Annotated in this window: 17 protein-coding genes; 11 read left to right on the top strand and 6 right to left on the bottom strand. The window is 53.5% G+C overall.

The genetic code is table 11. The features are described 5' to 3' along the window. On the bottom strand, positions 1-749 hold a 749-nt coding region (add, locus tag AC27K1_RS19590), incomplete at its 3' end, for an adenosine deaminase (protein WP_487152483.1). 451 nt (positions 750-1,200) lie between these two features. On the opposite strand from add, the gene hemN reads away from it, so the two are divergent. The 4 genes from hemN to AC27K1_RS19570 all read left to right on the top strand — a co-directional run bounded on the left by hemN (position 1,201) and on the right by AC27K1_RS19570 (position 4,641). Next, entirely contained in the window at positions 1,201-2,583 is a 1,383-nt protein-coding gene (hemN, locus tag AC27K1_RS19585; RefSeq protein ID WP_487152482.1) for an oxygen-independent coproporphyrinogen III oxidase, read from the top strand. 177 nt (positions 2,584-2,760) lie between these two features. Further along, on the top strand, positions 2,761-3,519 hold the full coding sequence (gene fnr, locus AC27K1_RS19580; RefSeq protein WP_487152481.1) for a fumarate/nitrate reduction transcriptional regulator Fnr: 759 nt from the start codon (positions 2,761-2,763) through the stop codon (positions 3,517-3,519). Positions 3,520-3,540: 21 nt separating this feature from the next. Then, complete coding sequence (locus AC27K1_RS19575; protein WP_487152480.1) at positions 3,541-4,074, top strand: adenine phosphoribosyltransferase; 534 nt, start codon at positions 3,541-3,543, stop codon at positions 4,072-4,074. A 66-nt stretch (positions 4,075-4,140) separates the two neighbouring features. Beyond that, on the top strand, positions 4,141-4,641 hold the full coding sequence (locus AC27K1_RS19570) for a hypothetical protein (RefSeq protein WP_487152479.1): 501 nt from the start codon (positions 4,141-4,143) through the stop codon (positions 4,639-4,641). A gap of 17 nt (positions 4,642-4,658) precedes the next feature. On the opposite strand, the gene AC27K1_RS19565 is transcribed toward AC27K1_RS19570, so the two are convergent. Then, positions 4,659-4,985, bottom strand: a complete 327-nt coding sequence (locus tag AC27K1_RS19565) for a TraR/DksA family transcriptional regulator (RefSeq protein ID WP_487152478.1) — start codon at positions 4,983-4,985, stop codon at positions 4,659-4,661. A gap of 363 nt (positions 4,986-5,348) precedes the next feature. On the opposite strand from AC27K1_RS19565, the gene ttcA reads away from it, so the two are divergent. Continuing rightward, complete coding sequence (ttcA, locus tag AC27K1_RS19560; RefSeq protein ID WP_487152477.1) at positions 5,349-6,281, top strand: tRNA 2-thiocytidine(32) synthetase TtcA; 933 nt, start codon at positions 5,349-5,351, stop codon at positions 6,279-6,281. 38 nt (positions 6,282-6,319) lie between these two features. On the opposite strand, the gene AC27K1_RS19555 is transcribed toward ttcA, so the two are convergent. Together AC27K1_RS19555 and AC27K1_RS19550 are read right to left on the bottom strand one after the other, a co-directional pair. Further along, positions 6,320-7,132 carry a DUF547 domain-containing protein gene (locus AC27K1_RS19555; RefSeq protein ID WP_487152476.1) on the bottom strand — a complete coding sequence of 271 codons (813 nt, stop codon included), beginning with the start codon at positions 7,130-7,132 and terminating at the stop codon, positions 6,320-6,322. A 41-nt stretch (positions 7,133-7,173) separates the two neighbouring features. Next, positions 7,174-8,007 carry a glucosaminidase domain-containing protein gene (locus AC27K1_RS19550; protein ID WP_487152475.1) on the bottom strand — a complete coding sequence of 278 codons (834 nt, stop codon included), beginning with the start codon at positions 8,005-8,007 and terminating at the stop codon, positions 7,174-7,176. A gap of 192 nt (positions 8,008-8,199) precedes the next feature. On the opposite strand from AC27K1_RS19550, the gene AC27K1_RS19545 reads away from it, so the two are divergent. Both AC27K1_RS19545 and AC27K1_RS19540 read left to right on the top strand, forming a co-directional pair. After that, positions 8,200-8,802 (top strand): Yip1 family protein, encoded by a 603-nt coding sequence (locus AC27K1_RS19545; protein ID WP_487152474.1) that lies wholly within the window; start codon positions 8,200-8,202, stop codon positions 8,800-8,802. Positions 8,803-8,945: 143 nt separating this feature from the next. Next, the gene (locus tag AC27K1_RS19540; protein WP_487152473.1) at positions 8,946-9,503 is read left to right on the top strand and encodes a SprT-like domain-containing protein; all 558 of its coding nucleotides are present in this window, start codon (positions 8,946-8,948) and stop codon (positions 9,501-9,503) included. A gap of 17 nt (positions 9,504-9,520) precedes the next feature. Here the strand turns inward: AC27K1_RS19540 and recQ are convergent, their stop codons facing one another. After that, positions 9,521-11,371, bottom strand: coding sequence for a DNA helicase RecQ (recQ, locus tag AC27K1_RS19535; protein ID WP_487152472.1), 1,851 nt, complete (start codon positions 11,369-11,371; stop codon positions 9,521-9,523). Between the two features lie 177 nt (positions 11,372-11,548). Here recQ and AC27K1_RS19530 point away from each other — a divergent pair, with 177 nt between their 5' ends. After that, complete coding sequence (locus AC27K1_RS19530; protein ID WP_487152471.1) at positions 11,549-12,133, top strand: YecA/YgfB family protein; 585 nt, start codon at positions 11,549-11,551, stop codon at positions 12,131-12,133. Between the two features lie 91 nt (positions 12,134-12,224). Here AC27K1_RS19530 and AC27K1_RS19525 read toward each other — a convergent pair whose 3' ends face one another. After that, positions 12,225-13,595, bottom strand: a complete 1,371-nt coding sequence (locus tag AC27K1_RS19525) for a substrate-binding domain-containing protein (protein ID WP_487152470.1) — start codon at positions 13,593-13,595, stop codon at positions 12,225-12,227. Positions 13,596-13,730: 135 nt separating this feature from the next. Between AC27K1_RS19525 and AC27K1_RS19520 the strand changes: the two genes are divergently transcribed. The 3 genes from AC27K1_RS19520 to AC27K1_RS19510 all read left to right on the top strand — a co-directional run bounded on the left by AC27K1_RS19520 (position 13,731) and on the right by AC27K1_RS19510 (position 16,168). Next, complete coding sequence (locus AC27K1_RS19520; protein ID WP_487152469.1) at positions 13,731-14,252, top strand: hypothetical protein; 522 nt, start codon at positions 13,731-13,733, stop codon at positions 14,250-14,252. A gap of 68 nt (positions 14,253-14,320) precedes the next feature. After that, a complete protein-coding gene (locus tag AC27K1_RS19515) occupies positions 14,321-14,923 on the top strand; it encodes a peptidylprolyl isomerase (RefSeq protein WP_487152468.1) in 603 nt (200 codons plus the stop codon). Between the two features lie 246 nt (positions 14,924-15,169). Continuing rightward, positions 15,170-16,168: a hypothetical protein gene (locus AC27K1_RS19510; RefSeq protein WP_487152467.1), complete on the top strand. Its 999-nt coding sequence runs from the start codon at positions 15,170-15,172 to the stop codon at positions 16,166-16,168. Positions 16,169-16,203: the final 35 nt, after the last annotated feature.

Raw genomic sequence — 16,203 nt, 5'->3', positions numbered from 1 at the left:
AAACGATTTGAGACCGGACAAATCGTTAAACCGATACCCCGGTTAACCAGATCATGACAAAGCTGTTCATCCTCAAGTGCATTCAAACCATGATCAATACGCTCAACTTTGATGATATCAAGGCACTCCCTGATATGAGCCAGTGAATTCACCTGGTTTACATCACAATGCATGGTCAGGTGATAGCCTTGTGCACGGGCATTCGCAAAAATATTGGCAAATTTAGAGGGTGGATTGTTTCGTTCATCCGAATCCAAACCAACGCCCGTAATCCAATCCCTGTAGGGCAGGCTGAGTTTCAAATGCTCAGCAGCACTTTCTACGCTCAGATCACGGAGAAAACACATGATCAAGCTGGACTCAAGACCACAGGTGCTCCGTGCTTCACATTGGGCGCGATGGATACCGGTAATCAGCGTTTCAAAGCGGATGCCTCGTGACGTATGTGCCTGGGGATCAAAAAACGCTTCAACATAAACCACCCCCTCACTGGCAGCACGTCGAAAATAGCGGATTGCCAATTCATAAAAGTCCTGTTCTGTGACCAGTACACGTATCCCCGCATAGTAAACCTTCAGGAATGACGTTAAATCGTAGAAATCATAGGACGCCATCAAGGCTTCTGATGACGGGTATCCAAGGTCGATTCTATTTCGCCGGGCCAACGTCAGGCAGTGTTCTGGCTCCAGCGTTCCTTCAAGATGCACATGCAGTTCAGCCTTGGGTAATCCAGCAATAAATTCATGCATTCAGCAGGTCTCAATGGAGGATTCAAGGGTCAAAACCTGAATTAAAGATGCGGTTTACCTGCCCGTCTTAATCACGTATCGATCATGAGGATAGCAGCTAACCCAATGATCAATCCGGTACACCTCATTGTGATTAGTCTATTTCCGACAGATTTTCCCCAATGGACGATGCTATACATTTCACCGTAAACTCCGTGTAAATATGCTATTTGTATGGGCAATTGACATCTGACAGGATTTTTCCGCCCTGTCCCAGCACTTGCGGCACATTATTTGAAACCTTCTTGATACATATCAACTCGGAAAATCACCACACAACTAGAATTGTCAATCAGTATTTTGTGCAATACGGCTGCGCAAAATAACCGGCAACTATCCGAAGCACGCCTATTCTATACGACAATCATCTCAGGATAGGGCCGGATACATTACAAGATCAGGGTTAATGAGCATGGCCAGTGAACTGATATGGGATCTCGAATTGATCAGACGCTATGATCAGACGGGACCTCGCTACACCTCGTATCCGACCGCATTGCAGTTCTCGGATAACTTCGGCGTTGCAGCGTACCATGCAGCCGCCGCCGACAGCGCCACCGCCCGGCGCCCACTGTCGCTTTATTTCCATATCCCGTTTTGCGCCAAGGTCTGTTACTACTGCGGATGCAACAAGGTCGTCACCAAACGCCGCGAGCATGCCGAACCTTACCTGCAGGCACTCTTTCACGAAATTGAAATGCAGTCCGCCCTGGTGGGTCATAACCAGACGGTGGAACAACTCCACTGGGGCGGCGGCACCCCCACCTTCCTGAACCCGGCCCAAATGCAGGCGCTGATGGACAAAACCGCGAAGCATTTCAACCTGACCTGCGGTGACCTGGGAGATTACTCCATTGAAATTGACCCCAGGGAAGCAGACTGGAGCGTGATCGGCCACCTGCGCTCGCTGGGGTTCAACCGGATCAGCATCGGCGTACAGGACTTCGACCCAACCGTTCAGCAGGCAGTCAACCGGGTACAGAGCGAAGAAGAGACCCGGGATGTCATTGATGCTGCCCGCGCACTGACGTTTAAATCGATCAACATTGATCTTATTTATGGTCTGCCTTTCCAGAGCTGCGCCAGCTTCATGAAAACGGTCGACAAAATCATCGACATCCGCCCGGATCGTCTTTCCGTCTTCAATTACGCCCACATGCCTAACCGCTTCATGCCTCAGCGGCGCATCAACAATGAAGACCTGCCCAATCCGCAGGAAAAACTGGCCATTCTCGAAAATACCATCAACCGGCTACTGGACGCCGGATACGTATACATCGGCATGGATCACTTTGCCCTGCCAGATGACGATCTCGCCCTGGCGCAGGAAGAAGGCTCGTTGCACCGGAACTTCCAGGGATATACGACACATAGCCAGTGTGACCTGATTGGCATGGGCGTGTCCTCCATCAGCCGAATTGGCAATGTCTACGCCCAGAACCATGCGAACATGGAAGAGTACACCAGCCGTATCAACAACGGCCATCTGGCGATTCGTCGTGGCTTACTGATGAATGAAGATGACCGCATCCGAAGCGCTGTTATCAACCAGCTCATCTGCCACTTCCACCTTGACTTCCGTCATATCGAAACGATGTTCGGCATCCGTTTCCAGGACTACTTTGCCGATGCACTCAACAAGCTGTCCCCAATGGCGGCAGACGGCCTCATTCGACTGGACAAAAACGGCATTGTTGTCGAACCCCGGGGAAGACTGCTGATCCGTAATATTTGCATGCAGTTTGACGCCTATCAGCAGGTGGCGGAAGTTCAACGATTCTCACGGGTCATCTGAACCAGTCCATTAACCTCCCCCCCCCCCCCGGTTTCATGTACCAACGAACACTGAAACCGGCCTTTTTTCAAGAAACATTCAGATACGTATCCTCACAGTCTTAAACTTGTCAGGAGAATCCCCTACAATACCGCCGCAACGACTTTTACACCCACCGGTTCACAGGGGTTCTTCTGTATGGTGTCCAAGCTGAATGTGCGGCAAGTGACTCATGTGGCCTGCAGAGACTGCAGCCTGAGTCAGCTCTGCCTGCCACTGGCGCTGAAAATTGAAGATATTGATGAACTCGACAGGATCATCAAGCGAGGACGTCCGCTGAAAAAAGGCGAGCACCTGTTTCTCGAAGGCGATCCCTTTCACAGTGTCTACGCAGTACGCTCCGGCGCACTGAAAACCTACACGGCCACCAACGAAGGCGAAGAACAGATCACGGGCTTTTACCTGCCCAGTGAGCTGGTGGGACTGAGCGGTCTCGATACAGAGGCCTATCCGGTGTCTGCCCAGGCGATTGAAACCACCATGGTCTGCGAGATCCCGTTTGATCGCCTGGAAAAACTGTCTGACGACTACCCGGAGCTGCGGCGCCAGCTGATGCGCATCATGTGTCGCAAAATCCGCGAAGACCAGCAGATGAAACTGCTGCTGTCGAAGAAGAACGCGGACGAGCGGATTGCCACATTCCTGATCAACCTGGCCAGCCGTTTCCGTCGTCGCGGCTTTTCATCACAGTCTTTCCGCCTGTCGATGTCCCGCAACGAAATGGGCAACTACCTGGGCCTGGCGGTTGAAACCGTCAGCCGCGTGTTCACCCGTTTCCAGAAAAACGGCCTGATCAACGCCAACGGCAAAGAGATTGAGATCACCAGCGCCATGGAACTGTGCGCCCTGGCCGGTGGCAAACTTGTTGAACACCAGGACATTGTCAACATCCAGTAACCCTCCGCAGGATTGGCCCTGATGGTTTTTGACCAGCAACTGCTCCACTCCCTGATTCGGGCCATACCCAACTGGCCCGAACCCGGCGTGACATTTCGCGATATCACGCCATTGTTTCAGTCCCCTCAAGGGACACAGATGATCATTGACACCCTGGCAGAACGCTACAGGGGTCAGGATATCACCCATATTGGCGCCCTGGATGCCCGTGGTTTCCTGGTTGGCTCACCGCTGGCGTGTAAACTGGGTCTGCCGCTGGTCATTTTCAGAAAACCCGGCAAACTGCCCTATGACGTGATTCGCGAAGAGTATGAGCTTGAGTACGGTTCCGCCGCACTCGAAGTCCATACCGACGCACTGAAAAAGGGTGATCGCATACTACTGGCTGACGACCTGATTGCCACGGGCGGAACGCTTTGCGCTGCGGCCCGGCTCTGTCGCCGTCTGGGTGCTGAGCCCGTTGAGGCAGCCGCTATCATCGACCTCCCGGAACTGGGCGGCTCAAAACGCCTCGACGCGGAAGGCATACCCAGCTTCAGTCTGTGCAGCTATTGATCAAGCTATTGGCGTTACCGCCGATTCCCCGTTTATAGAACCTTAAGGCAGGGAAGCCTGAAGACCATGGGAATCTGCGCAGACGAATTCAGGGAGTATGTCGTCCAACCCACGCTAGACCACCTCGACATGCGGTCACCGCTGGCAGAAAACCTGCTACTGGGCACCGCAGCGGTGGAATCCGGACTCGGCTCCCACTTACACCTTGCCAACCATGCCTCGCTTGGCATTTACCAGATCAGTCCGGAAACCCACCGCCGAATCTGGGACACCTTCCTTTATAATCAACATGAACTGGCCAGCAAAGTCAGAGGCCTGGCCAGCCAACGGGAATTTCTGCTACACCCACACGCGGAACTGGCCACCAACCTCAGCTATGCGACAGCGATAGCCTGGATGGTTTACCTGAGTGCCGACGTAAACATTGATGACCCGGCCACTGCCAGCGACCCACAACTGCTGGCATCCATCTGGCAGGAACATTACCAGAGCGAAAACAGCCACTTACCGGAAACATTTATTGAAAACTACAACCACCTCATCCTGGGTAAAACGGTAGCGGCCTGACGTCATCAAGCGACGGCCTACTCCTTATTCTCTGCACATTTCACACAGAGATCCGTATAGGGCATGATCTCAAGTCGTGCCATCGGAATATCAGCACCACACCCGGCACAGATTTCGTAGTCACCCTCCTCGATTCGCTCCAGCGCCTTCTGGATCAGGCGTAGTTCAGCAACAGCTTCATTGCCTAACGCATCCAGCACCTCGTCATTCTCTCGTTCCTGGGCCTGCTCCGACCAGTCAGCACTGGCCTTGCGGGTCACATCGCGGGTAATGTTGGCGACACGCCGCTCCAGCTCATCCTGCCGCGCCTGCAGCCGCTGGCGAAACTCCTCGTATTTGCTCATTCGACTCCCTCTGTAGGTAACATGATCATCTCCCCCAACACCCTATTCTAGTCAGCCTGCCAATAATTCCGCTTGATCTGAATCATGACCTTCAACAGCAGATACAACACAGAAACCAACCCATCAAGCCAGCCCAACAGTCTAGCAAAGCCGATCCTGTCAAAGCGCCCATGGCAGGCATTCAATAACCCTCCCTCCCCATAAGGCAACGTATGTATTAACCGCGAGAGCCTGCGGTCATGAATACCTGATTATTTGCGCCCGGGTCTTTATAATGCTGCGAACTTTCATCACTGTGATCACAAGAACGGTATTTCTGTTCTTCACGGTTTGTCCACTGACACTAGCAAGTACCCTGACCGTATGCAGATTGAGACCCGAAGCGAAAAAGTCAATTTCAACAAGCTGCAGAAACGCCTGCGCCGTCTGACCGGTCAGGCTATTGCCGCCTATAACATGATCGAGGATGGCGACCGCATCATGTGCTGCCTGTCTGGCGGTAAAGACAGTTACGCCATGCTCGATATCCTGCTCAATCTGCAGAAATATGCACCGGTCAAGTTTGAAGTCATCGCGGTCAACCTGGACCAGAAGCAGCCAGGCTTCCCTGAGCACGTATTGCCGGACTACCTGACCAGCCTCGGCGTGGAATACCGCATCATAGAAGAAGACACCTACAGCATCGTCAAGGACAAGGTACCCGATGGCAAAACGACCTGTGCACTCTGCTCTCGCCTGCGCCGGGGCATCCTTTACCGTACAGCCACAGAGCTCGGCGCCACCAAAATCGCCCTGGGACACCACCGGGAAGACATCCTGGAAACCTTGTTCCTGAACATGTTTTATGGCGGCAAGCTCAAGGCAATGCCTCCCAAACTGATCAGTGATGATGGCAAACATATTGTTATTCGTCCGCTGGCGTTCTGCCGGGAGAAAGATATAGCCAGGTTTGCCGAACTGAAGGAATTTCCGATCATCCCCTGCAACCTGTGCGGCTCCCAGCCCAATCTCCAGCGCCAGACTATCAAGGGTATGATGACTGAATGGGATAAACGCTTCCCGGGCCGGATTGAAAGCATGTTCAGGGCAGTGACCAATGTCGCGCCCTCTCACCTGGCAGATAACAGGCTCTACGATTTCAGCAACCTTGTACCTCGGGGCACGCCGGTCGAGGACGGAGATACAGCGTTTGACCGGGAAACTTTCCCGCTTCAGTTTACTGCGGACAACGATGAAGACAGCGAGACAGAAGATACAATCATTAAACCGGTGAACATCATGGATTTACCGGCCTGATGAAAAAAGGGGCATATGCGCCCCTTTTTTATATTGAATTAACGGCCACCAGTATCATTCAGATCCCAGTCATAATCGTAACGAACCCGCCCCTTGAAAGCCGCCAGCTGTTCTTTGCTTTTCCCATGCGCATACTGATGCAAGTGTGACATCAGTTCCTGATGGCTTCCGAAATCGACTGCGTACCAATCATAAATTTTGGAGAGGTACAGGCTTCCACCCTCAAACCTCACACCTTTAGCCTGATTGATAAACCGTCTTGCAGCACTATCCAGCAACCTATCCACGTTAGCACCGGTATAAGCAGCAGCCTCCAAATCAGGACACCCCATGCTGGCACAGTTCACCGCATAATGGATTCGCCTGTCTTTCCAGATCGGTCGCAATATGCGGTGCTCAATGTCGTTGAGGGTTAACCGCTGCCCCGCCACAGTGACGACATCATCATCCCATGGGCCAAAACTGAAAAAGCCTTCACCCAGCTTACGGATGGACTTTACCGGATAATGATCCAGTATCAGCCGTACCGTTAGCGCATTGTAGAGGTTAATCCAGTAAGCCATTTGTTCACGGCGGCTATATCCCCTGGGATCAATGCCTGCCAGATAGGCCAGGTAATGATCAAGGCTGGCGCGATCCCCTGCTGACACACGATCATAATCGAACAACCGGACTTCCGGTGTCTCTTTCAGGTATGCATCCAGCAAGCGCTGCCATTCGACATGGGACACGCTTACGCTATTATTTTCATTACTCCGATCCCAGAGTGCCCAATACTCGCTTTTCGGTGCCGCAACACTGAAACCTGCCATGCACCAGATAATGATGCCCGTGAGAAAAAACCTTGGCATGGGCTTCCCTCCCCGTTATTTTATTCAACCATTCTCTTGATTTAGCCAGCCCCCGGACTGTCATGATCCGTGAGCGCCACATCGTATTTTTCAAGCCCGTTACCTGTAATCATCGCCATCAGCTCATGGACATAGGCCTCACCCCGCTGGGAGTAACGCACAAGCCCCGGGGACAGATACAGCCCGGTCACCGCCTGATGATTGCGCCGAGCCTCGGCTCGCAGGGCTCGCAGGTCCGAATACTGAGGATGGGTATTGATGTTCAGGAGATATGCCGCCACCGAACCGGAGACAGAGTCAAACTTTCTGACCTCATGATCTGCACCTTCATTGCGCTGTGCAGGCACCAGCCCACAGCCCTTGCTGAAACACCACTGACCAAAAAGATTATTGCCCTCAAGCGCAAAACGGGATGTTCCCCAGGCCGATTCATTGGCAGCCTGTGCCAGCGCCAGCGAAACAGGCAGCGTATCGACACGATCCAGCAGGGCTGAATACCATTGCGGGCTGAATCCTTCTGCCGGTTTCAGACGGTATTTCTTCGCAATACCGGCCAACCACGCCTTATCCTTTTCGCTCAACGATGGCTGCCCGGACATTTGCTTGATACGAACACGATCAGCGGCTATTTTTGCATTTTCGGATTCAACGATGGGCATCATATAGCCAAAAAATGCAGCCTTTTTTGCTTTCACATCCTTGATATCGCCAAAATCCGGCATTTCACTTTCTATCACTGGCATATTGACCACAACAACCTTTGTCACAGCACTTTCCGCCCGCTGATTGAGAACAGAATTAACCAGCAAAACACTCAATACCAGTAACAACAGCAGCACCGCTGCCATCTTGCCTAATCCCTGCTTCGCCGACATAGCACCTCTAGCATTTATATTAATATTAAGGAGATAAAACAGTTTTCCATACAATGCAGACTATTGCTATCCGGAGCCTTGCCTGTTCTACTGTTTGTTAGCAGTATTGACAATTGACTCAAAACCAAAACAGACAAGCCAGCTCATGAGCAGTCCAGGGTTTCCCTGATCGACTGGCAAGGAGGCAGAATCATGGCGCTTCATGTTTGGGGATTATTCACGCATCCTGACCGGGAATGGCGCAGTATCCGTGAGGAAAAATCCTCTGTCATCAAAACCTATATGGCCAACGTGGTTGTGCTGGCGGCGATTCCCGCCATCTGCACCTACTTCGGCACAACCGTGACCGGATGGTCCCTTGCCGGCAGCGAGGAGGTTGTCCGCCTGACCCCTGACAGCGCCGCCTCCATGGCCCTGCTGGCCTACCTGGCCATGCTCTCCGGCGTCTATGTTATGGGTCGGGCGATTCACTGGATGGCACAGACCTATGATTGCTTTCCCACCATCAGCCAGTGCGTCACCTTTGCCTCCTATACCACAACACCCCTGTTCCTGGCAGGTCTGATCGGACTCTATCCGTCCCTCTGGCTTATGATGCTGGTTGGCCTCATGGCAGCGAGCTGGTCTACCTACCTGCTTTATTCCGGACTGCCCGTGTTCATGAATATCAGCAAAGAACAGGGATTCGTCTTCGCCAGTTCCATTCTTTGTATTGCCCTGGTTGTATTCGTCGCAATCCTGGCCATCACGGTTGTCCTCTGGAGCATTGGTGTCGGTCCCATTTACACCAGCTGACCCCTGCAGGGAGGCGGACAGCCATGTCGCCTCCCGAACCAACCACTCATCCGTATTTCCACTCCGTACAGGGACCCCGACCAGACGATACGTCCAATTACGGCTAGTATCCGAGGCCTCAGGCAAGGCATGATTGATACAACATGAACAGGGTTTACCGGATACCGGTGGTAAGGGCAGTCGCTGTGAGCCAGGCAGAACAGGACATCAACAAACGCATTCAGCAGCTTATCCGAAAAGCGTCCCACTATTACGATATCCCTTTCCCTCCACCCGTAATTCTGATGGATTTGCTGGGCAGCGATGCGGGACAGGCGCTCCCGGGCAAGAATCGGCTAAGGTTCAATCCCGCCCTCTATCGGCAGAATCCCGCCCATTTTGTCCATCATATTGTCGCCCACGAAGTGGCGCACCTGGTGGCAGCCAGGGTCTATGGCCATCGAATAAAACCCCATGGCAAAGAGTGGCAAGCCGTGATGACCCTCTTCCAGGTACCAGCCGAGCGATGCCACAACTATGACATCCGTAATGCCGGGCGCCATCACTTTATCTATGGCTGTGATTGCCCGGACAGGGAAATACCCCTGACAGCCATTCGCCATAACCGGATTCGGCGTGGCGTAAAATACCACTGCAGGCACTGTGGATCGGCGCTGAAATTCCGCTTTGACGCTCGCAATACCCTACCAACCGCCCTGTGACAGCCCACCAGAACCCGTTAAATAACAACCTCTTCAGCATCATTCTGAGCCTGGGCAACAGATGCGTCATACTCTCCAAGCACTGTCAGGAACTCGTCACCGTAAGCCAGTAATTTTCGTTGACCCACCCCGGAAATCTGCTCCATTTCACCCAGGCTTGTAGGCCTGCAACGTATCATTTCCCTGAGGGTTGAATCGTGGAAAATCATGTACGGCGGAATCCCCTGCGCTTTGGCCAGCAATCGACGCGCCTCCCTCAGCGCATGCCATAGCGGCTCATCCTCCGGCCTTATTTCAATCACTTTGCCAACACTGTCCCGGGTTTCACGCGCCTCCTGCACCTCGTAACGATCTCGACGCAGCATCAACGCGGTGTCGCCACGCAGCAGCGGGCGGGATTTCTCGGACAACTGCAGCCCTCCATGTTCTTCAATAACACTGAGAAACCCCCGTGCAACAAGCTGCCGATAAACAGAACGCCACTGTTTCTGACTAAGATCACGGCCAAGACCAAACGTCGACACCTGGGCATGCCCCAGCTGTTTGACCCTGGCATTCTCACGGCCCATCAATACGTCCACCAGATGGGTGACCCCATAGCGCTGACCGGTCCTATAGACGTTCGATAATGCTTTCCTGGCGGCATCCGTCGCATCCCAGGTCACGACCGGTTCCGCACAGAGGTCACAATGCCCGCAGGGCTCGTCGAGCGCTTCGTCAAAATACGCCAGCAGCGCCTGCCGACGGCACCCACTGATTTCACAGAAGGCCAGCATGGATTCCAGCTTCTGCCGCTCCACATTCCGGATGGAGACATCCGCATTGGACTGGGACAGCATCTGCCCCAGGATAATGACATCCTGCAACCCGTAGGCCAGCCAGGCAGTGGCTGGCAAACCATCACGCCCGGCCCGACCGGTTTCCTGGTAATAGGCCTCAATGCTGCGCGGCAGATCCATATGTGCCACAAAGCGAACATCGGGCTTATCAACCCCCATACCAAACGCCACCGTTGCCACCATGATCAGCCCTTCCTCATTATGAAAGAGGTGCTGGTTCCGGGAGCGTTCTTCCGGAGACATGCCGGCATGGTAAGGGAGGGCTCGAATGCCATGCTGATTCAGCCAATCAGCCAGCTCTTCGACTTTTTTCCGGGAGATACAGTAAACAATGCCGGACTCCCCCGGGTGATCCTTCAGAATAAAGGCATGCAGCTGCTGCTTGGCCTGACGCTTCTGGGAGATGCGGTAAAAAATATTGGGACGGTCAAAACTGCCAATAAAGGATTCGGCCTGGTTTAACGCCAGGCGTTCGATAATCTCCCGCCGGGTCCGACTGTCAGCCGTTGCCGTCAACGCAATCCTGGGCACACCGGGAAATCGTTGTCCCAGCACGGCCAACTGCAGGTATTCCGGCCGGAAATCATGCCCCCACTGGGAAACACAGTGCGCCTCATCAATGGCGAATAGCGCGATTGAAATCTGCTCCAGAACCCCCAGCATACGCGGCATCAGCAGCCGTTCGGGCGCCACATACAAAAGATCCAGTTCGCCACGGACAAGATCCTCTTCGGTCTGCATCTGCGCCTGAACGGACATGGCGGAATTCAGGCATCCGACCCGCACACCCAGCTGATTCATGCTCCTGACCTGGTCTTCCATCAGGGCGATCAGTGGTGAGACCACGACAGCAGTGCCTGGCCGTATCAGTGCTGGCACCTGGTAGCAAAGGCTCTTGCCTCCCCCTGTCGGCATCAGGACAAGCGCATCCCCACCGCCCAGGACACGCCGGATAACGGGTTCCTGCTGGCCCCGGAATGCCGTAAAACCAAAGGTATTATGGAGAACTTCAAGCGCCTTTTCGGACATTCAGCACCTTACATCAAGATCAGAATCACGACCGACAGAGGCTGCGCTGATGCGAGACATCCGTCGGTTTAACAAGCGAGGCAGTATACACTTTGATTCCGCGACGTGCTGCCCTAGAATGCGCCCATCTGGCAGATTGATTGCCATTCCATTCTTTTTGAGGTTACCCCTTTGGACATGCACCATCAGCACCTGGCCGACTTTCTGACCACATTGGCCGGCGACCGCGAGACCGAGCAGCAGGAAGATGTCATGGATTACTGTTCCGCCCACGGCTTCCTCACCGGCCTGGTTGTCGGACCCGTCGCCGTGGATGATTCAACCGCACTGAATTATATGACTGCCGGACTGACCGATGCGTCTTCCCAGGATGCAAAGGAGAAGGCCCTCAACAGCATCCGCGTCATACGCGCTGAAATCGACAGACAACTGAACAGTGACGACGACGAACTGGACATTCCCGCCCAGGTCGCCGCCAACCAGTCCCCCATGGACTCACCACTGGCCGACTGGTGCACCGGTTTCATCGAAGCCCATTTCGAGCACGAAGAGCATTGGCTGGATAGCGACGAACAGGCCGTGGCGGAACTGCTGTTGCCGGTGATGACAATTTCCGGTGTATTCAGTGATGAACCGGATTTCCGCGATATCAGCGCCAACCAGGACCTGGTCGAAGACATGTGCGAACAGCTCCCCGACATCCTGGTCGAAATGTACCTGCTGTTCCATAGCTCAGACGAAAAAAAAGGCGGCAGGCACTGAATGAGAACGGGAATGGGTGACGCTATTCTCCATTCCCGCCCTACACAACTTACCGCTGCATCGCGCGTGTCATTCCTCTCACACGCCAAACTTACAGCCCGGCAACATCCGGGCCTGAAACAGGCCGGTACCAGACTTCTACCCTGCGGTTTTTAATACGACCGAAGTCAGTCTGTCGATCAGTGAGAGGCAGGTAAGCGCCATAACCCAGCACATCCACCTGGGCACGGGAAATACCTTCACGCATCAGGGCCTGTCTTACCACCTTGCCCCGCAAGCGCGACAATAATTTCGCATTGGGGTTGTAACCTTTAGTCTCCGCAAAGCCCACCAGCAACAAGCGACCCGGCCGCTCTTTAAAGAACGCCGCCAGCCGTTCAATATCCTTAAGCGCCTTGTTATCAAGCCTTGCCTTACCTTCATAAAAACGGAAGTTCACCGACAAACGAAAGTGATTGCCGACCTGCTCACGGTAATAGCCAGGTTCTCCTGATAACCTGGGCGCAAGTGATGTGACATTCTGGGAAATGTAGCCAACATGGTCCACCGCCTGCTGCCCCGTTTGACTCACGGCAAATGCCAGAAAATCCTGCGCATAGGGATTCGGTCGAACAGAGGGCAGGTACAGAAAGAGACGACGCGCCAGCGCGTAATCTTCTGTAGCTATCGTCAATCTGTCTGGCAACAATGCACGGGCTTCACCACTGGCCATCGCAAGCGCCTTGGCTCGACCAATGGTATTCAAACTGACGAAACCAATCGCCCCTCGCTCATCAGTCACCCGCGCGGAAAGCCCGGTGTTTGACTCAAAGCGCAGGGCATCAGGCATTAGCTGCCACTGCTTGCCCAGAACCAGTTTACGGAACGTATCCCAGGTGCCTGACCGCTCATCCCGGGCATGCACAACAATGGGCCGATTCTCTCCGCCTAATTCAGCCCAGTTGGTCACCTCACCGGCAAAGATCCGCGCCACCTGGTTAATTTTCAGGTGTTTTAACGGGTTATCCGGATGAACGATCACGGCGATACCATCAATACCAACAACGTGCTCTGACGCAGCCGACATCAAATCACCATACCGGATCAGGGCCAGGCGTTCTTTTTTCTTGATGGGTCGTGAAGAAGCCGCCATATCCGCTTCACCGGCCAGCATTGCCTTGAAGCCACTGGAGCTGCCATGCGCCTTGACCTGAACCACTACCTCACGACCGCTGGCGTGCCGGGCAATAATCCGCTGCTCATTTTCTACCGCTGTCGTCTGGATGTGTGCCTGCTGCAAACCGCGCTCAAGTAGCCAGTCGCGAACCAGTTCCGGCGCCAGACGCGCACCGATCGTATTAGAGCCTTGAAGAGTGAACAGTAGTTCAGGAGGATCAACAAACAGCCCCCTGTTCACCTGATCACTGGCTGAAAGGGATGCAGCCCCCGTCATAAAGACAATAAGCAGCAGTAAACGCACCATGTTTTCCGTACTCCCCTGTCGTCCGTTTTATTGCATTCACGGGTTTTAACTGGTAAGAAAATTAGCAGTAGAATATTGCGAAAACATGACACAGGGCGCCGTGGTATCTACCGCGCCAAAACAACGGACCAGCCTATGACTGCCACTTACGACCTGATATTCTCCGGCGAGATTGACGACAGCCTGGAGGAGGCGCAGGTACGCAAAAATGTCGCCGCCCTGTTCAAGGCGAACCCTGCCCAGGTTGATAAACTGTTTTCCGGAAAAACCGTCGTACTGAAAAGCGGACTGGATGAAACGACTGCCAGGAAATACCTGGCAGCATTGAAAAAATCCGGCGCCATTTGCCAGTTACGACAAAAACATGCCGAGGAAACGCCTGCGCCCCAAAACACTCCGTCAACGGAGTCTGCTACCAGCTCGGGGCAGGCCGCCAGCCGTTCTGACCACACCGAAATTAACGTACCCGATGCAGGCATTACGGTAGCCCCGGCCGGTGCGAACGTTCAGGATAAAAAACAGGAACCTGACTACGATGTACCGGATACCAGCAATATCAGCCTGCGTCCACAATCCGGTTATCTTGTCGATCCGTCAGATGACGAGCCTCCACCTGCTCCCGACACCAGCCACATTACGCTGGACCCACAGGAATAATTCATGCCTGCCTTGCCTGAGCAGTGCAGGAACAGACAACGCACACCTAACCACAATGGATACTTGCCATGCATCACCGCCTGATAACCTGCCTGTGCACACTGTTTTTACTGGTCGCCGGTACCAGCCACGCCAGCACTCCAGCATCAACCTCGACAACACCCACGCCCCAGACCAGGAGTGTAATTGTTGATATCAATACAGATCAGGGCGTCATCACCCTTAACCTGGATAAACAGCATTCACCTGAAACGGTTCGCAATTTTCTGAAATATGCCAACGATGGATTTTATGATGGCACCATTTTCCACCGCGTCATTGCCAACTTTATGATCCAGGGTGGCGGTATGACACCGGACATGGGCCGCAAGCAGACACACAAACCCATACGCAATGAATCTGGCAATGGACTGTCCAACCGAAGGGGCACCATCGCCATGGCCAGAACCAGCAATCCTGACAGTGCCACCAGCCAGTTTTTCATTAACCTGGTCGATAACAACTACCTGGATGGCACAGCGTCCCAACCCGGCTATACCGTTTTTGGTGAAGTCATTGACGGCATGAACGTGGTGGAAAAGATCGGCAAGGCCCGTACGACCCGCAAAGGCCCTCACGCTAACGTTCCTGCTGAAACGATCACGATCAATAGCGTTACGATTCACCAATAGTCTCTGCACCATCCTGGCAGACCGTGACCGATTGCCGGTAACGGTCTGTCAGGAAAGCCAATCTGAACGTTCAGCGGTCTGTTACCATTCCCCAGCATTATGCGCAAACAGTTACTTATCATCTAATACCAATCGTTCTTTCAAAACCCTGGGATTTGCCCAGTATTACCGGGAAGCCGGGATATTTGACGGCGTTAGAAAGCACGATTGGTATAACAACCCTATTCAAAAGACAAAGGACGGGTAATGCGTAGACTGCCGATCATTGTGCTGATTCTCCTGGCAACACTGTCGCCCTTTACGCAGGCCGACAACACCTGGGCCAGCTATCCCTCCGAGTTGCCTCAATATGATTACAGCGGCGAGCAACTCCAACAACACTGGCCCCGCTTAACGGTCGGGATCAACGAACCCTTCCCGGATGCCAGCTATCTAAAGGCGATGGTGAACAGCTATCCGGAATTGGCGAACATCATTACTGCCGCATTAAGAAAAATTGATAGCCCTGATAGCAAGACGAGTGATTCCGACACCCTCACTGATACACAATACCAACGTTATGCCTCACTGCTTCAGAATGCCTGGCGGGCACTGTTTGAGGGACGATTCCAGGACGCCAAACAACTCGGCATGCAACTGGGACCTGCCGGCTATATCCCGGCACTCTATGCACAATGTATCTATGCCCAGCACCTGGCCAGATCACCCCAGGAAAAGCATGACCTCCTGCGCGAAGTGATCAGCCTCTCAGACAGTATGCGTGATTACCGCCCTGCAACCCATTACGTGCTGTTCAGCAATGCCTACGCCAAGGCACGTATCGCCGAAGACCTGGGTTTGAGTGAAGCCCTGACAACCGGTTATACCCGCCCCATGAAATCAGACCTTGAACGTTTAATGTCACAGCAACCTGACCACCTCTTCGGTGCAGCGGCACTTGGCGCTGTACATGCAGGCATTATTGACAAAGCCGGAAAACTGGTTGGCAGGATGACGTATGGGGCCAGCGAGAAAACCATGCTGAAGTGGTTTAATCAGGCTATGAATCACACCCCACTGCCCCCGGTGATCCCCCTGGAGTACAGCGTGGCCCTGAATCGGCTGTATGGCAATGAAGAGACAGACAAAATTTCACAACTGCTGACGCAGGCGAGTAACGTCGCCCCCACAACCGCTGAAGAAAGTCTGGAAATGGTCAAGGTAAGTGCAATGCTGAAAAGCATCAGTAAGGAAAATAACAACTGATCGGGAAAACAGTCCGGTTAATCCATCGGAATGGA

The sequence above is a fragment of the Kistimonas ophiarachnellae genome, assembly GCF_057552235.1.
Note: the sequence above shows the minus strand (reverse complement) of the source record. Positions and strands in the feature narration are given on the sequence as shown.

Bases quoted from the DNA above. Each gene is read 5' to 3' on its own strand.
- AC27K1_RS19570 (WP_487152479.1), top strand. From the start codon at position 4,141: ATGGGAATCTGCGCAGACGAATTCAGGGAGTATGTCGTCCAACCCACG.
- AC27K1_RS19550 (WP_487152475.1), bottom strand. From the start codon at position 8,007: ATGTCGGCGAAGCAGGGATTAGGCAAGATGGCAGCGGTGCTGCTGTTG.
- AC27K1_RS19545 (WP_487152474.1), top strand. From the start codon at position 8,200: ATGGCGCTTCATGTTTGGGGATTATTCACGCATCCTGACCGGGAATGG.
- AC27K1_RS19530 (WP_487152471.1), top strand. From the start codon at position 11,549: ATGCACCATCAGCACCTGGCCGACTTTCTGACCACATTGGCCGGCGAC.
- ttcA (WP_487152477.1), top strand. From the start codon at position 5,349: ATGCAGATTGAGACCCGAAGCGAAAAAGTCAATTTCAACAAGCTGCAG.
- fnr (WP_487152481.1), top strand. From the start codon at position 2,761: ATGGTGTCCAAGCTGAATGTGCGGCAAGTGACTCATGTGGCCTGCAGA.
- hemN (WP_487152482.1), top strand. From the start codon at position 1,201: ATGGCCAGTGAACTGATATGGGATCTCGAATTGATCAGACGCTATGAT.
- AC27K1_RS19555 (WP_487152476.1), bottom strand. From the start codon at position 7,132: ATGCCAAGGTTTTTTCTCACGGGCATCATTATCTGGTGCATGGCAGGT.
- AC27K1_RS19540 (WP_487152473.1), top strand. From the start codon at position 8,946: ATGAACAGGGTTTACCGGATACCGGTGGTAAGGGCAGTCGCTGTGAGC.
- AC27K1_RS19515 (WP_487152468.1), top strand. From the start codon at position 14,321: ATGCATCACCGCCTGATAACCTGCCTGTGCACACTGTTTTTACTGGTC.
- AC27K1_RS19520 (WP_487152469.1), top strand. From the start codon at position 13,731: ATGACTGCCACTTACGACCTGATATTCTCCGGCGAGATTGACGACAGC.
- AC27K1_RS19510 (WP_487152467.1), top strand. From the start codon at position 15,170: ATGCGTAGACTGCCGATCATTGTGCTGATTCTCCTGGCAACACTGTCG.
- AC27K1_RS19525 (WP_487152470.1), bottom strand. From the start codon at position 13,595: ATGGTGCGTTTACTGCTGCTTATTGTCTTTATGACGGGGGCTGCATCC.
- recQ (WP_487152472.1), bottom strand. From the start codon at position 11,371: ATGTCCGAAAAGGCGCTTGAAGTTCTCCATAATACCTTTGGTTTTACG.
- AC27K1_RS19575 (WP_487152480.1), top strand. From the start codon at position 3,541: ATGGTTTTTGACCAGCAACTGCTCCACTCCCTGATTCGGGCCATACCC.
- AC27K1_RS19565 (WP_487152478.1), bottom strand. From the start codon at position 4,985: ATGAGCAAATACGAGGAGTTTCGCCAGCGGCTGCAGGCGCGGCAGGAT.